At 34.8% G+C, this 17,089-nt stretch carries 16 protein-coding genes; 14 read left to right on the top strand and 2 right to left on the bottom strand.

Features of this window, described 5'->3' with window-relative positions:
• The first annotated feature begins 20 nt into the window (after positions 1–20).
• The 11 genes from GGQ95_RS08020 to GGQ95_RS07970 all read left to right on the top strand — a co-directional run bounded on the left by GGQ95_RS08020 (position 21) and on the right by GGQ95_RS07970 (position 8,813).
• Positions 21–725 (top strand): response regulator transcription factor, encoded by a 705-nt coding sequence (locus GGQ95_RS08020; protein WP_042411642.1) that lies wholly within the window; start codon positions 21–23, stop codon positions 723–725.
• Positions 722–2,128, top strand: coding sequence for a sensor histidine kinase (locus tag GGQ95_RS08015; RefSeq protein ID WP_042411641.1), 1,407 nt, complete (start codon positions 722–724; stop codon positions 2,126–2,128). The genes GGQ95_RS08020 and GGQ95_RS08015 overlap by 4 nt, the downstream gene beginning before the upstream one ends.
• Positions 2,125–2,325 carry a hypothetical protein gene (locus tag GGQ95_RS08010; RefSeq protein WP_042411639.1) on the top strand — a complete coding sequence of 67 codons (201 nt, stop codon included), beginning with the start codon at positions 2,125–2,127 and terminating at the stop codon, positions 2,323–2,325. The genes GGQ95_RS08015 and GGQ95_RS08010 overlap by 4 nt, the downstream gene beginning before the upstream one ends.
• Before the next feature lie 2 nt (positions 2,326–2,327).
• A complete protein-coding gene (locus GGQ95_RS08005; RefSeq protein WP_052510056.1) occupies positions 2,328–3,524 on the top strand; it encodes a F510_1955 family glycosylhydrolase in 1,197 nt (398 codons plus the stop codon).
• Positions 3,524–3,715 carry an SHOCT domain-containing protein gene (locus tag GGQ95_RS08000; RefSeq protein WP_042411636.1) on the top strand — a complete coding sequence of 64 codons (192 nt, stop codon included), beginning with the start codon at positions 3,524–3,526 and terminating at the stop codon, positions 3,713–3,715. Before GGQ95_RS08005 ends, GGQ95_RS08000 begins: the two co-directional genes overlap by 1 nt.
• Positions 3,716–3,865: 150 nt before the next feature.
• Complete coding sequence (locus GGQ95_RS07995) at positions 3,866–4,078, top strand: hypothetical protein (protein WP_042411632.1); 213 nt, start codon at positions 3,866–3,868, stop codon at positions 4,076–4,078.
• Positions 4,079–4,291: 213 nt separating this feature from the next.
• Positions 4,292–4,540, top strand: a complete 249-nt coding sequence (locus tag GGQ95_RS18595; RefSeq protein ID WP_042411630.1) for a DUF2933 domain-containing protein — start codon at positions 4,292–4,294, stop codon at positions 4,538–4,540.
• A gap of 151 nt (positions 4,541–4,691) precedes the next feature.
• Positions 4,692–6,311 (top strand): cytochrome c biogenesis protein ResB, encoded by a 1,620-nt coding sequence (gene resB, locus GGQ95_RS07985; RefSeq protein ID WP_042411627.1) that lies wholly within the window; start codon positions 4,692–4,694, stop codon positions 6,309–6,311.
• Positions 6,308–7,501, top strand: a complete 1,194-nt coding sequence (ccsB, locus tag GGQ95_RS07980; protein WP_042411624.1) for a c-type cytochrome biogenesis protein CcsB — start codon at positions 6,308–6,310, stop codon at positions 7,499–7,501. Before resB ends, ccsB begins: the two co-directional genes overlap by 4 nt.
• A 28-nt stretch (positions 7,502–7,529) precedes the next feature.
• Positions 7,530–8,057, top strand: a complete 528-nt coding sequence (gene resA / locus GGQ95_RS07975) for a thiol-disulfide oxidoreductase ResA (RefSeq protein ID WP_231883423.1) — start codon at positions 7,530–7,532, stop codon at positions 8,055–8,057.
• Between the two features lie 42 nt (positions 8,058–8,099).
• Positions 8,100–8,813, top strand: a complete 714-nt coding sequence (locus GGQ95_RS07970; protein ID WP_042411620.1) for a cytochrome c biogenesis CcdA family protein — start codon at positions 8,100–8,102, stop codon at positions 8,811–8,813.
• A gap of 1,443 nt (positions 8,814–10,256) precedes the next feature.
• Here the strand turns inward: GGQ95_RS07970 and GGQ95_RS07965 are convergent.
• Both GGQ95_RS07965 and GGQ95_RS07960 read right to left on the bottom strand, forming a co-directional pair.
• Complete coding sequence (locus GGQ95_RS07965; RefSeq protein WP_042411614.1) at positions 10,257–11,840, bottom strand: multicopper oxidase family protein; 1,584 nt, start codon at positions 11,838–11,840, stop codon at positions 10,257–10,259.
• A gap of 192 nt (positions 11,841–12,032) precedes the next feature.
• Positions 12,033–12,905, bottom strand: coding sequence for a C39 family peptidase (locus tag GGQ95_RS07960; protein WP_042411611.1), 873 nt, complete (start codon positions 12,903–12,905; stop codon positions 12,033–12,035).
• 400 nt (positions 12,906–13,305) lie between these two features.
• Between GGQ95_RS07960 and asnB the strand changes: the two genes are divergently transcribed.
• From asnB to GGQ95_RS07945, 3 genes are all read left to right on the top strand, one after another.
• Positions 13,306–15,204 carry an asparagine synthase (glutamine-hydrolyzing) gene (asnB, locus tag GGQ95_RS07955; protein ID WP_042411608.1) on the top strand — a complete coding sequence of 633 codons (1,899 nt, stop codon included), beginning with the start codon at positions 13,306–13,308 and terminating at the stop codon, positions 15,202–15,204.
• Between the two features lie 708 nt (positions 15,205–15,912).
• Positions 15,913–16,137: a hypothetical protein gene (locus GGQ95_RS07950; RefSeq protein ID WP_042411605.1), complete on the top strand. Its 225-nt coding sequence runs from the start codon at positions 15,913–15,915 to the stop codon at positions 16,135–16,137.
• Between the two features lie 273 nt (positions 16,138–16,410).
• Positions 16,411–16,776 (top strand): hypothetical protein, encoded by a 366-nt coding sequence (locus GGQ95_RS07945; protein WP_042411602.1) that lies wholly within the window; start codon positions 16,411–16,413, stop codon positions 16,774–16,776.
• The last annotated feature ends 313 nt before the right edge of the window (positions 16,777–17,089 follow it).

Genomic DNA, 17,089 nt, shown 5'->3' with positions numbered 1-17,089 from the left:
ACAGGGATTGTGATATAAGGATGAAGAAAGAAAGAGTATTAATCGTTGATGATGAATGGAACATGAGGCATTTACTAAAAATCAATCTTTCTCCATATTTTCACTTAACTGAAGCGGCAAGTGGACAAGAAGCATTAACCTTATTGACAAAAGGAAGAATCGACGTAGTGATTTTAGACATCATGATGCCCGATATGGATGGATGGGAGGTATGCAAAAAGATAAGGGAAATGAGTCAAGTGCCCATCCTTATGCTTACGGCACGTGGTGATGTAAAAGATAAAGTACAAGGATTTGATGTTGGAGCCGATGATTATCTTGTAAAGCCTTTTGAACCCGAAGAATTAGTGGCAAGGGTTAAAGCACTAATAAGACGTTCAGCTGCTTCTTCCAATCCTATTCAAACGGAAGGAATCATTAAGATTGCAGATTTAAAAATCGATCAAAATGAAAGACAAGTTTTTGTAAACGATCGTCCATTAGAATTGACACCAAAAGAATTTGATATTCTCTTGCTATTAGTGTTAAACCCAAAAACGATATTTACAAGGGATATGTTACTAGATCGGGTATGGGGAGTTCATGACGTTTTAGATATTCGTACAGTTGATACCCATGTGAAAAATATAAGGGAAAAGTTTAGAAAAAACGGGCTTTCCTTTAATCCGATTAAAACGGTTTGGGGAATGGGCTATAAATTCCAAGCTCCTGAAGAAGACCAATGAAATGGAATAGTATCGTTGTAAAATTAGGGGCAAGTATTCTAGTCATTGTGTTAACCATTTTGCTTCCACTTGGTTTTATTATCAATGAAATATTTTCTGGCTTTTATTACAGTAAAATGAAAGATCAAATTTACGATTTATCCAATCGTTATGCGAATTCCATCACATCGTTAGAGGATAAAAATATCCTCCGTATGTTTGAATTACTTGCCGATATGATAGATCAGGAAATTGTAATCGTAGACGAACAAGGCATCGTCGTTGCAAACTCTGGGATCCCAAGCTTATCGAAAGGAGAAAGAATCGATGCAAATGACATTTCTCTTTTAAGGAGAAATTCCGTCATTGAAAAGGAATATTACGATGAAATCTTAGATAAACGTTTTCTAAGCGTTGGAAGACCTATTTTTGCACAAAATCGCTTTATCGGCGGAATTTTTGTATTGGCTTCCATCGATGAGATACATCAATCAATTCATCTAATAAGGAATTTAATTGTTTGGGCTGGCATTGGTGCCATTCTTTTAGCCCTTGGCTTTACCTTTATTGTATCACGCAAGTTAGCCAATCCACTTTTAGAAATGGAAAGAGCAACCCGCAAAATGGCTGAAGGTGATTTAAATACAAAAGTTTTGGTTGAAACAAAAGACGAAATTGGCTCCCTAGCCAAGGCGATTAATGATTTAGCCGTTGAATTATACAGGTACCGGTCAAACCAGCGGGAATTTTTTGCAAACATTTCCCATGAATTGCGGACTCCTCTTACGTATTTAGAAGGGTATGCGAGAGCATTAAAAAACCAACAGTATCAAACAGAGGATGAAAAAGAAATGTATATACAAATTATCGAGCAAGAAGCCAATAGAATGTCCAAGCTAGTCAATGACTTGTTTGAACTGGCAAAGATGGAGGAAGGAAAGTTACCATTACATTTGGAGGAAATTGATCTGATTGAAGTGATTGAAAATGCCGTATTAAAAACAAAAGTGAAAGCAAAGGAGAAAGGGTTACAGTTATATTTTCATAAAATTTATCAATTGCCGAGTATTTATGCGGATGGTTTAAGAATGGAGCAAATTGTCATTAATTTAATCGAAAACGCCATTCGTTATACAGAAAAAGGGTTTATAAAAATAGAATTGTCTTATGATCAAGACAAAGTAAAGATTTTGATTGAAGATACGGGGATAGGGATACCGAAAGAAGATCTTCCATTTTTATTTGAACGATTTTATCGTGTGGAAAAATCAAGATCAAGAGAATTCGGGGGTACCGGGCTTGGACTGGCAATCGTCAAACAACTTGTGAAACTGCAAAATGGGACTATACATGTAAGTAGTGAAGTGGGAAGAGGGACAAGCTTTGAACTTACATTCCCGATTTATAAGGGGGATGCCCAATGAAAAAATTTGAAATCATTGTGCCTGTTTTGTTGATCATGGCTGGATTGTTATGTTTGACGATGTCCGGTTCGTTCATGTTCCGGCCGGAATTAAGGGTATATATGAAAACGTTTGTTCAAATTTGTCTATGGATGGGAGTTCCCATTCTTCTTGCGGGAATTTTCTATCTTTTACTTTATAAGAAAAGGGGAGAATAGGATTGAAGTTAAAACTTTTTACTTTTTTGATCTCAGCATTATTTATGATTCCGGTTGGTGTATTCGCGCATGGTACTGAAGAAGAACACCAACGGGAGATGTTGACCGCTACTTTGTTAAATTATAGCTTTATTGTGTCGTCGATTTTGTTGGGGTTAGGAATCATTTTATTTTTCCTAATCAGAAATCAATTAAAAACTGTTAATGTGAAAAAACAAGAAGGACGCTTAAAACGGGACAAGCTGCAAAGATGGTTAAAATTAAGCCGATGGGTATCAGTTTTAGCTTTACTAGCCTTAGCTGTTTCTGGAGTATTTGCATTAACAAATGGGACAGGAGAAGAAGAGGACATTGATTTTATGCATATTCACGGGTTAGGTTTTACGAATGATGGGACTGAAATTTATGTACCGGCGCATGATGGATTGAAGGTCTATAAAAACGGTAAGTGGAAAATTCCAGAAGGAGAAAAACATGATTATATGGGATTCTCTATGGTTGATAACGGGTTTTACAGCAGTGGACATCCAGCTCCGGGTTCTTCTATGAAAAATCCATTCGGTGTAGTGAAAAGTACAGATATGGGGAAAAACCTACAAACGCTTGATTTATATGGGGAGGTTGACTTTCACGGAATGGGGGTTGGATATTATTCTCATGCCATTTATGTTTTAAACCCAGAACGGAATTCAAGAATGGATGACGCTGGATTGTACTACTCGTTAGACGAAACAAAAACGTGGACGAAAAGCGATATGAAAGGACTAGAAGGGCAACCATCAGCTATTGCTGTTCATCCAGAGAAAGAAAATATGGTTGTGATCAGTACAAATCGAGGGGTTTATTTATCTAAGGATTATGGTAATTCTTTTGATAACATTGCAAAAAATACTCCAGTCACATCCGTTTCCTTTACAAAAGAGGGAAAACTTCTTGCCGGAGTTATTACTGATAAGCCTTCTTTGATGGAAATTAATCTTGAATCCGGAGAGAAAAAAAACATCCCTATTCCAACTTTAAGTGAGGATAATGCTATTGGATACATTGCGGTAAATCCAAACAATGAAAAGCAAATCGTTTTCACAACGTTTGAAAAAGACATTTATTTAACGGATAATCATGGTGGAAATTGGATACAAATAGCAAAACAGGGAAAAGGGATGAATAGTCAAACAACTACTAATGAGGGGAAGTCATGATGATGAACATGGGTATGATGTTAAATATGTTATTTTGGATCATCATTATTGGATTTGCAATATATTGTATGATCTTGTTAATCATGAAACCATTTGAAAATAAATCAAATCATGCATTGAATATTCTCAAAGAGCGACTTGCTCGTGGAGAATTGATGCAAATGAATATGAAGAGAAAAAACGGCTATTGAAAGATTGATGAGTCGTCTTTATATTTTCTCCCAAAAGTTCCAAGTACATTTGTAAGATAGCATGAGACATGTTAGAGAATAGACAAATCTCCATATTTTCATCAAATTTATTGTCTATAATGGTTTTAAAACGAAGGGAGGGGATCATAAATGAAAAAGAAAATTGCATTTGTTTCTTCATTTGCGCTGGCAGCATTGTTAGTAGTCGGACAGTTTTCTTATGCGGAAAAGTCAGATAGTATGACGAACATGATGAATGGAAACGGTATGATGAAGATGATGGAAGCGATGAATTCTCCTCAAGGACAAAAAATGATGAAGGCATGCGGAGAATTCATGGAATCTTATAATAAAGCTGAATAAAACCATCGTGTAAAAATTGATAAAAGTTCTTCTTTTTTGAAGGGCTTTTTACCGAAGTTGCCCTGTTCTAATGGGCGGTAGGACAGCCTCAAGCATCTTCGAACGAGGAATTACCGACCGAAAGAACCTCATTCGTGGACGAACTTGTAATATAAAGGAAGGAGATCTCCTACTGAAAGAGGTTTCAATTTATATGAAAGGGGATCAGGAAATATGGAATGGTTGATATACTTATTATGTCCTTTAATGATGTTATTCTGTATGAAAGGGATGTTTACACGAGGGAAAAAGGACTGTCACACAACTCAATCAACAAATCAATTGAATGAACTGAAATCATTGAAGATGCAAGTGAAAAATTTACAAGAACAAAATATGAAATTAATGGAAGAAATCGAACTCCTTAAACAAACTGATGATTCCAATGTCATTATATTGTCTAAGACAAAACATACTACATAATGCGAAAAAGGCAACCAAATTTGGTTGCTTTTTTTTATTTTATAAAATACTAGTAAATTTATAATTTTTTGGTCTTCTTCATATTTTCTTCAAATTTTTCTTCTATAATTCCATAAGGCAATGGAAAAGTATTTATAGAAAGGTGAGGAAATTGCAATTGATAGAATGTGAATGTGGGCATAAAAACCCTATTGGAACGGAATTATGCGAATCGTGCGGCAAACCGTTTCATGAAGAAACAGAACAGAAACTTCTGGATATGCGATATGAAGGGGTTGCAAGGAGATCGAAAACATATCAAACAACAATAATTGATAAAATTTGGAACTTCTTCTCGTCTGTAAAAGTTGGAATTTGGATTATCGTGTTAACTCTTATTGCGTCAGCTATTGGTACAATATTGCCACAGGAAATGTATATTCCACCTAATGTATATCCAGCACAATATTATAAAGAACAGTATGGGGTAGTTGGATATATTTTCTACACATTAGGATTCCATAATCTGTATGGCTCTTGGTGGTATATGCTTTTGCTTGCATCAATGGGTTTATCCTTAATTATTGCAAGTTTAGATCGGGTTGTTCCCCTATATCGGGCTTTAAAAAAACAGAGTGTTACAAGGCATACAAGCTTTTTAAAACGTCAAAGAATCTTTGGAATATCACGAGTTCCAAATCCTCACGAAACGATAAAACAAGTTGAGCAGAAATTAAAAGAAAAACATTATCAGATACGTAAAGAAAACGGAAATATTCTCGCGGAAAAAGGACGTTTTTCCAGATGGGGACCGTATGTTAATCATCTTGGTCTGGTGATTGTATTAATTGGCGCGATGTTAAGATTTTTCCCAGGAATGTACGTGGATGAAGTTCTCTGGATTCGTGATGGAGAAACAGAAGCAATCCCTGGTACAGACAGAAAATACTATTTAAAAAGTGAAAGATTCATATTAGAGACTTATGATCAAGATGATAAAAAGTTTCAAGAAATAATAAAAAAAGTCGGTAATGGAATTCCAAAAAACTATCAGACTGATGCTATCCTTTATGAAAACAAAAATGTAGGAATTGCTGGTGCTGAACCTAAACTAGTTAAACTTAAACAACAATCGATTAAGGTCAATCATCCTTTAAAATTCGATGGATTTGCTCTTTATCAAACAAGTTACAAGTTGAATGAGTTTCATAAAATGTATTTTAAGTTGGAGGAAAAAGAGACCGGAAAAACCTTTGGAGAAATAGAAGTTGATTTATTGAATCCAAAATCTACTTACAATTTAGGAAATGGGTATAAAGTGGAAATTCTCGAATATTTTCCTGATTTTGAATTTGGCGATAAAGGTCCAACAACAAAATCCAAAATTCCAAATAACCCTGCATTTGTATTTAAAATGTACACCCCTAAAACAAAGGATGGAGAAATCAGTTTTGTTGCTATTCGACAAAATTTGGAGCCATTCGGTGAAAACAAATTTAAAATGACGTTTACAAAATTGGATGTACGTAATGTTACTGCTTTAACTGTAAGAAAAGACCGCACCTTAGGAGTCATAGCATTCGGCGGCTTAATTTTTATGATTGGTCTTGTTCAAGGTATGTATTGGAACCATCGAAGAATCTGGGTGCAAATCGTCGGAAATGAAATTTGGATGGCAGCACATACAAACAAAAACTGGTATGGACTTAAAAAAGAGATTGATTATGTAATTAAAGATACAGATTTAACCAAGCCTCAGGATCAAAAAGAGCATAAAGGAGAGGTAGCATGATTAATGTGAGCAGTAATCTTTTAGCTAGTTCATTTTTTGCTTATTTTATAGCAACCATTCTAGCATGGGGATCTTTCGCGTCAAAACAAAAGAAAGCTTCTTTGAAAATCAAAAAATGGGAACGTATTTCAATCATTGTTGCTGCTTTAGGTTTTTTATTGCAAATCGGTTATTTTATTACTCGCTGGATTGCCATTTCTCATGTACCAGTAAGCAATATGTTTGAGTTTACTACATTTTTAGGCATGATGATCGTTTTGGGGTATTTAATAATCTATTTAATTTATAAAACAAACATCATTGGACTATTTGCACTTCCTACTGCGATGACGGTTATTGCCTATGCCAGTGTATTTCCAAAAGAGGCATCGCCATTAGTGCCAGCTTTACAAAGTTATTGGCTGAAAATTCATGTGACAACAGCAGCATTAGGAGAAGGAATTTTGACCATTAGTTTTGTAGCAGGTTTTATTTACTTATTGCGAGTTGTTGACCAAACGAAGAGCAGCAAAAAAACCTTTTGGATTGAATTTGTGATTTATTCTATATTAAGTACATTAGCTTTCGCCATTGTTTCTTATATTTTTAATGCCATGAATTTTGAAACAACATTTTCATGGGTAAATGAAACACAACAAGAACAAGAGCTTGTTTATCATATGCCAGCCATAGTAGGGCCTCCTGACGGGGAAATCGTGAAGAGTTCTCATTCTTTTAAACCAATTGTAGAAGCTCCTTCATGGATGAATGGGGTCAATGCACCAAGAAAACTAAATTCATTGATTTGGTCATTATTAATGGGACTCGTGTTATATATAATGTTGCGACTTTTATTCCAAAAAAGAATTGGGGCAAAGATTCAACCATACTTAAAAAATATTCGTCCGGAATTAGTAGATGAAATCAGTTATCGTTCAGTAATTATTGGTTTTCCGGTATTTACATTAGGTGCGTTAATATTTGCAATGATATGGGCACAAGAAGCATGGACAAGGTTTTGGGGATGGGATCCAAAAGAAGTCTGGGCATTAATCACTTTTCTTTTCTATGCAGCATATCTCCATCTCCGATTATCAAAAGGTTGGGAAGGAGAAAAGTCTGCTTGGCTGTCTGTGATAGGTTTTGTCATCATAATGTTTAATTTAATTGTCGTAAATCTTGTCATTGCTGGATTGCATTCATATGCTTAAAAGAATTTGTAAAGGAGTGTTTTTCGTTTTGGCTAAAAAAAGAAGACTTATCGTGCGAATTGGGATTTTAATTGGATTTGTTGCTACGATCATTTATGTACTATATTCAAGTATTTTTAACAATGACAATGGAATGGTCTCTCGTGGCGACCAAGCCCCGGATTTTCAATTACAAACTCTTGATGGAAAAACGGTAAGATTAAGTGATTATCGAGGACAAGGTGTGTTTTTAAATTTTTGGGCCACCTATTGTCCGCCTTGTAAAGAAGAGATGCCTTATATGCAAAATCAGTATGAGAAATTTAAAGACAAAGGAGTTACGATTTTAGCAGTTGATGTAGGTGAACCAAAATTAACAGTAGAAAAGTTTGTAAAACGTTATGGTCTGACTTTTCCAATTTTGCTAGATGAGAAAGAAGAAGTCATTGATTTATATGGTGTGGGGCCAATCCCAGTTACATTTCTAATTGACAAAAATGGAAAAGTAGTTGATCGAATCACAGCCAGTCTAACTGAAGAAGATATAGAGAAATATATGACTCAAATTATGCCATGATAGGGAGGGAGCTCCCTTTTTGTTATTAAAGGAGCTGATATCATGACAGAGGTTAATGCGATTTTATCATTTGGTGCAGGAGTTTTATCGTTTATTTCACCATGTTGTCTCCCGCTTTATCCCGCATTTTTATCTTATATTACGGGTATTTCGGTTGAAGAAATAAAAGAAAATAATGGATTATTGCAGAAGAGGGCACTTTTACATACAGCTTTCTTCTTGCTTGGTTTTACAGTGATTTTTATCGTGATTGGTTTTTCTACGTCCGTTATAGGATCCTTCTTTTTAAAATACGATGATTTAATAAGGCAAATAGGTTCCATTTTAATCATTTTCTTCGGCCTGATGACCATCGGTGTATTTAAACCATCTGTTCTTATGAAAGATAGGAAGATGTTTTCGTTTCGGAATCGCCCAACAGGTTACTTTGGATCAAGTCTCATTGGAATTGGATTTGCTGCCGGTTGGACACCATGCACAGGCCCGATTTTGGCTTCCGTAATCGCTTTAGCTGTAACAAATCCCAATCAAGCACTGTTTTATATGATAATGTATTCACTTGGTTTTTCAATTCCTTTTTTTACTATGGCGTTTTTTATTGGAAAATTACATTGGATTAAAAAATATAACCGGACGATTTTAAAAGTCAGTGGTTACATTATGGTTTTTATGGGAATATTCTTGTTTTTTGATTGGATGACAAAGTTAACATCATTTCTTATCAACAGATTTTATGGGGGTTTCACCGGTTTTTAGTAATATTAAGTTTTCAGGAGGGGAAAAGCTAAAACACTTTTTTCTAATGATGGGTATGGTTGGTTATTTATTGTGAATAACATGTTGCTTACAAATTTAAAGACGTGTTTAATGCAAAATAAAACTTTAGGAAAATGCAAGATAAAAAATTAAGCACTAAATTGGAAACAAAACAGGTCAGTTTTCTCACAAAATATAATTCAGAGACACGGCTTTACATGGAGTGGCGTGCATGGTAGGCTGGTTGTCTCTGCGAACTCCTTTTGTGCTGCAGCCTTCGCAAAAGAATCCATGCACGCAGAGACTCCATGTCAAGCCTTATAGAGTAAGATAATTATATTGGTATATGGATTATATTTACTTTTATGGAACTATGGTGCTAAACTTTTTCATTGCATTTCGCTTAAATTTTTAGTTGCAGAAAACAAAGATGTGGACAATAGGCAACATAAAGTGAATATTATCAAAGGAAAAATTTGAAACACATTAATTTTGTGAGGAGTATTATATGGAATTATACAACCAATTTGTAGATGTATTCTTATTAAATATTCACGAGTTTTTTTGGAGTCATTATCATGAAAGCCAAACGAGGATATTAAAAACAATATACTTAGGTCTATTGGCTTTATTTACACCAAGCCAAATTTATATAAACATTTTGTTTATTTGTTACCTTTTTAAACAATTTCATCAAAATTGGATAAGAGAACTATGTTATCTCGTTCTGGGGAAAACAATTGGGTTATTCGTGATGATATTTTGGGCGACAAAATTTGGAGATCTCTGGTTACTGTCATTTATCCAAATCATAGGTAAGGTTGTCAGTGCTATAGTCATGGTGTATATTTTATTTTTGTTATTTTCATTTAAATTTAAGATGATGAGTTTAAGTCTCGGATTTTTGACGTCATTCCTCTTCGATCCAATAATCTCTGCAGTGTCAAAATTCTTACCATTTTATTTTTATAAAAGTGTAAATAGCTTTTTAATGCCAATTTTATTCTCAGTAACAATAGTAACTCCAATTTTAATCATGAGTCTGCTAGTATACGGATTTGAAATAGACCAACAATTAAAAGACCAAAGATGTTTCAACTATGTAAGAAATTGGGTATCTATTGTTTTGGTTTTTCTAGTAAGTTTGAATTTATTCTTTATTTTTTTCGTGTAAAAACTATTGTTTGGAAGGAGGAAATTAAATGTCAAAAACGTAATATCATTTACAAGTTGAAGGTATGACATGTACTGGTTAAGAAGGAGGAGTTGAAACAGCACTTGGCTTACTGGCGAGGTAACTATTCTTAAGGAGACTCTATGTCAAGCCACTAAGTGACAAGCAAAAATAAACACTAAAGAAAAAGAAAAGGGAGTTATTTCCTTCTATAGGAAATAACTCCAGGGATTTTTTAAACATCCACTTTTTGGGGTTAGTTCACATTGTTATTCAGGTTTATTTGTTGTGTCATTAGAGTTTGGTATATAGTCAGATTTGTAATCTTTATATTTTACTTCTGTGACCATTCCGGCTGAAGCATGGTGCAAGTCATGGCAATGGAACATCCAATTTCCCGGATTATCTGCTTTAAATGCGACTACATATTCTTCACCCGGTTTTAAATTCAAGGTATCCTTAATCAATGGGGAGCCTGTAATTGGCTTACCATTTTTACTTAATACTTGGAAGAAATGTCCGTGTAAATGCATAGGATGTAAATCTTTCGGTGAATTGTTCACCAATTTTACTTTTACTAGATCTCCTTTCTTCACATTTACGGGTGCTGTTTCAGGATACGTTTTCCCATTAATCGTGTAGACCATGCCATCTTTGCCCATGGCTGTTCCTAAATCCATTGTGTACTCTACATCATATTTTTGGTCTAATGTAAATTGACCTAATTCATGTTTTCCGTATTTTGTAATATCAACGATACGGAGATCCTCTTTTGCGTTTGCTTTGTCCGTATTGTTTGCCTGTCCTACGTATTGAATTTTTACTTTCATGCCATCGGTGCCTTTCATATCACCATGGCATTCTAATAACCATTCTCCCGGATTATTCGCTGTAAATTCAATATCATAACGTTCACCCGGAGCAATATTTAAAAGTTCATCTTTGATTGGCTGCGGATCTTTTAACGGCTGCCCGTCTGTTGCGACAATTTTAAACTCATGGCCATGCAGATGAAGCTTGTGAGGCATGTATCCTGCGTTTACAAGGCGGAGCCGTACTTTTTCGCCTTTTTTTACTTTTAAAGGTTCTACAGCGGAACCGCTTTTCCCGTTAATCGTGAAAATATCATACATACTCATATCATGGCCCATGCTGCTCATATCCATATGTTGGTCATCAGAGCTATTTCCATGTCCCATATTACTATGATCCATACCACTCATATCCATATTTCCTTCATCTGGATTGCTCATCCATTCATCTAACACAAGTGTATAATCTCGATCTACTTTTTCCTCATTCTTAGGCTCTACAATTAATGTACCGTATAATCCCTTGTCCACTTGTTTCGCGCTTTCTTGATGGGAATGATAAAAATACGTTCCCGGTACAGTAGCTGTAAATTCATACGTAAAGGTTTCCCCCGGTTTAATTGCGTTCATCGTGACACCCGGAACTCCATCTTGACTATTCGGAACAGGGTAGCCGTGCCAATGAATGGTCGTCGGTTCCGGTAATTCATTTTTAAAATTGATTTTCACTCTGTCCCCTTGTTTAATACGGATTTGTGCACCGGGAACAGATCCATTGTACGTGTAGACCGGAAGTTTTACTTTATCATTTATTTGTAATAATGCTTCCTTAGCAGTAAGATTAATCTCTTTACCGGATAAAACTTCTGTGTTTGTTGCCAAAGGCAGTTTCTTACTGGAGTCCTGTGCGGTGTTTTCTTCCTTCATATTCATGTTTGACATATCGTGTCCTTGCATGGAACTGTGCGAAGTATTATTTGAGCAGGCTGTACCGATAGCAACGACTCCTGCTAAGATGGTTCCAAACAATAATTTCTTCATGCATACATCCCTCCGTAAACATGTAATCTGAATCACTACTGATATCATCATAAAGAATAAATGTGCAAAATTTATGGAGAAAAATTATATTTTTTTCACACGAAGTAGTTCGAAGATTAAATTATTGTTTGACATTAATAGGAGTCAAATTACATTTTGAAATAAAAAAGATAAGCCACTATCTATAACCGGTTAATTGCGGTTATAGGTAATAGCTTGTTTGCCCATTTGTATCCAAGCTTGAATAAATTCAGACTTAGGTGCTTTTTTATTTTTCGTACCTGTCAATGGGTCATTAAAATAAATATATTTCTCATCATATCCGGTGATTAACACGGAATGCTCCCGGTATGTTATTTTTATAGGGCCTTGCGGGGTCTGCCATTCAATAAATTCAGACGGAGGAAGTATACGAAAGGTTGTGTTGGTAATAACCCAAACTGGGGTACCTTCAGACAAATACTTATATATTTCTTCAAATGATTGTCCTGTTAAATCAACGATTTGGTTTGGTAAATAAATCTCGGCTAATTCTTTTATAGGTTTATGATAGACACCATATCCCGGTTTCTTTATTGTATACATGTCACCAACAAACCCTTCATTTGGATGTCCATAAAATACTTTTCCATTATGTATTCGATAAGGGGTTGGATTTTTCTTTATTTGCTTCGCTAGTGTCATCTTGTCTACATTGATTCCCGCGTGATTCAAAAGCATTGCCAGACTTGTTACCTCGCACCCCCTTGGTAGTTCTGGGAGTTGCGAGAAAAGGGGGGCATCAATGAGAGCTGATTTAACCGGGATTTGTTCTTTTGAATGTCTAGATGATGGATTTCTCGCTTCAACTTTATTTTTATATGATGTTTTCTGTACTAGATTGTTTATAGCGTCGACCATATTTTCAGAATTTACATAATGGAAAAATAGAGTTAAAAACAATAGGAAAAAAGCGATATAGGATCCTATTGCTAGTTTATATAACTTCTCATTGGTTGGCTTTCGTAAAAGAAAAATAGAAAGTGAAACAATCATAAAGGCTAAAAAAAGTATAATCCCTAACATGACAGTTGCAACTCCTTTGTTAAACTTGCTGTTTTTATATTATCAACTAAATTTGCAGAAACAATGGAGATGATTCTTATCATGTAATTATTGTAACAATCTCTAAAAAATCCATAATTTCTCCACATTTTATTGTTTTAATATGTTTGTGTTTGAGGAATGAGAATATCATTGAGTGAAAAGCTACTAATTTTTGTGTTGATATGTTTCTAGTATGAGAATATCGTAACAGGTTTCAGGAGGAATAATTTATGTTAAAAGTTCATTACAGGAACCTATAGATGGTATAAAAATAGAGTTTGTTAAATTTAAATAAGATCAAAATATTATATTTTGCTAACCCAAGTCTTGATACAATCTATAAAATTTAAATTTGATAAAGTGGGGGAATAGCAATATCATGTGCGGTTTTATTGGTTGTATTCATGATCATCCAAGAATCGTCGATGAAAAATGGAAAGAAACGTTTCAAGAAATGAATGATATCATTACTCATCGCGGTCCTGACGATGGTGGTTATTTTTTTGATGAATACGTGAATTTTGGATTTCGACGCTTGAGTATTATTGATCTTGAGACAGGGCACCAGCCATTGTCCTATGAAAATGAACGATATTGGATCATATTTAATGGGGAAATCTACAACTATGTGGAATTGAGAGAAGAATTGCTTGCAAAGGGATATAAATTTACTACTCATTCCGATACAGAAGTCATTATTGCTCTTTATAGTGCTGAAAAAGAAAAAGCTGTAGAAAAGCTTCGAGGTATGTTTGCTTTCGTCATCTGGGACAAACAAGAGAGAACGATTTTTGCGGCACGTGACCCGTTTGGCATAAAACCATTTTTCTACATGGAACAGGGCGACCGTACGTTTTTTGCTTCCGAGAAGAAAAGTATTTTGCTCGCTCTTAAAAATGATTTATTAGACTATGATTCACTGCAGCATTATTTAACATTCCAATATGTACCTGAACCGATGACGATGTCTGTTGGTATTAAAAAGTTAGAACCGGGTCATTATATTAAGAAAAAAATCGGTGAAAAATTAACCATTCATCGCTATTGGAAAGCCCAATTCCAACCTATCATCAAATCAGAAGATGAACTTGTCAAAGAAATTCGCAACGCGCTGTTCGATTCCGTGCAAGTGCATATGCGCAGCGATGTGCCGGTAGGTTCGTTTTTATCAGGAGGAATTGATTCATCCTTCATTGCAGCAATTGCTAAACAATTCAATCCTAATATCAAGACATTTTCTGTCGGCTTTGAGCGGGAAGGCTTCAGTGAAATTGATGTGGCAAAAGAAACAGCGGAAAAGCTGGGCGTTGAGAATATTAGCTATGTCATTTCACCAGAGGAATATATGGCGGAATTACCGAAAATTATGTGGCATATGGATGATCCACTTGCCGATCCTGCGGCAGTACCGCTTTATTTTGTTGCCCGGGAAGCAAGAAAGCATGTAACGGTCGTTCTTTCCGGTGAGGGAGCTGACGAGTTATTTGGCGGTTACAACATTTATCGTGAGCCACAGTCATTGGAACTTTTTGAGCGAATGCCAAGTACGGTTAAATCAGCTTTGAGAGTGATTGCAGGGCTACTCCCGGAAGGAATAAAAGGAAAAAGCTTTATTGAGCGCGGTACAACACCAATGGAAGAACGATATATCGGCAATGCGAAAATGTATAGCGAGACAGAAAAACAAGAACTGCTAAAAGGATATAAGAGGGGATTAGAATATACATATATTACAGCTCCTTTTTATAGAGAAACAACTCATTATCCTCCTGTAAACCGGATGCAATATATTGATATTCATACATGGCTGCGAGGCGATATTTTATTAAAAGCCGACAAAATGACGATGGCCCATTCATTAGAGTTGAGGGTTCCATTTTTAGATAAAAAGGTATTTGAAGTAGCCGCCAAAATTGCTCCGGAAATGAAAACGACAAACAAAACGACGAAATATATTCTACGAAAAGCAGCAAAAGGAATTGTTCCAGATCATGTTTTAAATCGCAAAAAATTAGGATTTCCGGTGCCAATTCGTCATTGGTTAAAAAATGAAATGCATGATTGGGCGAAAAACATTATAAAAGAAAGCGCAACCGATCATTTATTTAATAAAGATGTATTGTATCGTTTACTAGACGAACATTGCAAAAATAAAGCAGACCATAGCCGAAAAATCTGGACCGTCCTTGCTTTTATGATTTGGCATCAAGTATACATGGAAAAGAAATACGATTTTACAAATATATATAGAAAAGACAAGCTGTCGCTATTAATCTAATTTGACTGATTTTCGTTGCCTGTCTTCTATTTGCACCCAAGCTTCTAAAAATTCAGCTTTGGGTGCTTTTCTATTTGATGGATATGAGTTTACATTAAATGATGTGTTTAATTATTTTCTAGACCATCCAAAGCGGAAAGTAGAAAAGGTAGATGGTTTTGAAGTATTGATTATTTCAGGAGGAATTAAACCAGAAAGACTCGATTTAAACTTGATAGAAACAACGAATCCAGTTTATGATAAGTCGATAACGAAATATTTAACTGAGAGTTCAAAGAGCGCCTTTATTTTTCCTTTTGGAGGTAATACGTTAGTCCCCGATGAGATAGCGTATTATTAACAAAAAATTCGGGGAGAGAATGGTTTGACAGTATTACAGGAGTTAACCAAGATATATGCAGAGTATAAAAAACAAAATAAAAAATGATTTTTTATTACATAAAACATTATTACATGTTTAATATACATAAATTGGTGTATTAATAATTAATTGACAGTAAATGTAGTTACTACCTGACAATATTTATTTAAACACGGGGCTTTGGCTCCGTGTTTTTATATTTGCATATTCAATAATTATCAATAATTATAAATTGATTCCGTAACCACATCGCATGTTCAATAAAAAAGCAGGATTGAACCCCTTGAAATTTAAATGATGCTTAGTAAGAGAGCAAAATAACGTAAGATAAAAAAGGAGGAGTTCTCATGTCAGAAATACAGTCGTTAATTGCATGGGCAGAAAAGGCCTCAGATTTTTGTTTGTTGCTGTTTGTTTTTATAATCATCGTCGCATTCGCTGATTTAGCCATTCATCTTTGCTTTAAAAATTTTTCCCAAACGAAGGTTTACAGATACGTGAAATATGTTATTGGAATTGTAATTTTACTGTCGATTTTTGGGGCAGTCATTTATTCGTTTTTAATGATTTGAGCAGAGGGTGAACATGGATGAAGCAGAAGGAAAACGATAAAAGTGGGATTAAGTTTTTGATTAGTTTAATCACTTTGATCATTTTGTATTACATCCGCGATTTGCTGAAATGACATACGGATTAAGGTATAGGGAGGGGAACAGTAGGCTTTTTAAGCTTAACTGTTCTCTATTTTATTCATAACGGTATTATATAAGACTTTTGCAATAAATACAGGTGATTATAAACATAAAGGTAAGAGATGAAATAATGTAAGAAGGGAGGGAACGGACATGAAATACACAGTAGAAGAATTAATTGAAATCAATTTTCTGTATAAAGATTCTGTTTTGAAAAGTGCTGTTGAGATTGAGCCGTATAAACAGGTTTCTTTAGTACTTAAAACAGAAAACGGAACCGTTTTACACTGTGTCTTGCCTTATTTTGAATACATGCAGATTAACAAGAATTTTTACATAGAAGAAATTCCGATGTTGATTGACCTGTTTAAACAAGATGTCACTTATGAAATTGTGAAGACTCCAAAGTATAACTACTACAAATTAAGTTTTCCAGACATTAAACAGAACTATATATTGCAGGAAAAAGTGTTTCATTACATCATGAGTAATTATTTGATGGCAATTAGCCGTAACTAACAAATAATTTAATAAAGATATACTCACAAGTGGAATTTTTCCAGAATAGTCCTAACAAGGTATATAAACAGCGTTATACTTAAACATCATTTACACTTTTTGCTACTTTTTCATCTTCATCTTTTCGTGGGGAGAAGAGAGGTTTAATTATAGCCTCTTTTCTCATTCGAAAGGGATGCAGGAGATAAGAGAAAAAGCACGAAACTCAATAAAATATAGATGATTAGTTTAGGGGGGAGGAATGGGGCAATTTTCCTATTTTATTAATGGAATCGCTTGACTTCTTTATTTTGTTTATGTATCTGATAATGTA

Origin of the sequence: Anoxybacteroides rupiense, from assembly GCF_014196195.1 — a bacterium.
Lineage (GTDB): Bacteria > Bacillota > Bacilli > Bacillales > Anoxybacillaceae > Anoxybacteroides > Anoxybacteroides rupiense.
This window is presented reverse-complemented; position numbering and strand designations above follow the sequence as displayed.